The sequence below is a fragment of the Campylobacter sp. P0103 genome, from assembly GCF_002139545.1.
Classification (GTDB): Bacteria; Campylobacterota; Campylobacteria; order Campylobacterales; family Campylobacteraceae; genus Campylobacter; species Campylobacter devanensis.
Genome location: NZ_MJKG01000017.1, coordinates 1 through 944 on the forward strand (window position 1 = coordinate 1; position 944 = coordinate 944).

The 944-nt window shown below is 27.3% G+C and carries 1 protein-coding gene and 1 pseudogene; one reads left to right on the forward strand and one right to left on the reverse strand.

The annotated features are described in order from the left end of the window. A pseudogene (locus CIGNP103_RS08195) lies at positions 1-208 on the forward strand (capsule biosynthesis protein CapA); the annotation flags it as partial. 84 nt (positions 209-292) lie between these two features. On the opposite strand, the gene CIGNP103_RS08015 reads toward CIGNP103_RS08195, so the two are convergent. Further along, the gene (locus CIGNP103_RS08015) at positions 293-769 is read right to left on the reverse strand and encodes a cysteine permease (protein ID WP_086225942.1); all 477 of its coding nucleotides are present in this window, start codon (positions 767-769) and stop codon (positions 293-295) included. Between the last annotated feature and the right edge of the window lie 175 nt (positions 770-944).

The window sequence follows — 944 nt, forward strand, 5'->3', positions numbered from 1 at the left end:
CAAAGAAGCATTATCTAAAAAAGAAAAAGATATTAGTAGCTTAGAAATAAACTACCAAAAAGCCCTAAACACGAAAAACCATCTAAGCTATAAGTTAGGAGCTGCTCTAATAAAAGCCGATAAAAACTGGTATAAAGGTGGATATTTTAAATTTATATTTGAGGTTATGAGAATTAAAAAGGAGCATAGAAATAGAGGGCAAATTTAGAAGATGGTTTATATTGCTCTTAAAATATAATGTAAATTTATTAAATTCAAGAGACAAAATTTTACTATATAATTATAGTAAGTACTAATAGTATCCCAAGCAAAGAGTCTCAGTGATTTTAATTCTCTTTTCAAATGGTGTAGGTGAAAAATATTTACATTTTTCGATATAAATATGGGCTGAATATGGAAGATCAAGATCATCATAGAGTTTTTTTAGATTAACGAATTTAAATTTATCAACCATTTTGATCTCGAGCATACTATGAAGAGCTGAGTTATTAGAAGCTACTAAATGCGAGTTAGATATACCTGTAAATGAGCAAAATGCGCTTGCTAACACAAACCCATCTAAATTAGAGCAATAATTTATTGCATATTGATATTTCTGTGGGATAGATTTTTTGTGCAAAAAGAGCGTTCTAGAGTCTTGATAACTTGCTGCAACAATACTTTTCCAGAATTTATACGCACCATTTGAAAGTTTACATGCGTTTGCAAATTCGCAATTTAATACATAATTATCTAAAAAAGTATTTGATGGCAATGTAAATTTAATCATATTTTCTCCAAAATTTTATTAATTTTACTAAATTTTTAACCAAATTTGCAAATTTCTTTAAATTTTTTAGAATTTTCCCTAATATTTAATCTTTTTTTAAGCATATCTCTTATATAATTCCAGCTCACGAATTGAGAAACACCTTAACCTTCTGAAAAGCTTGGTTAAATCATTT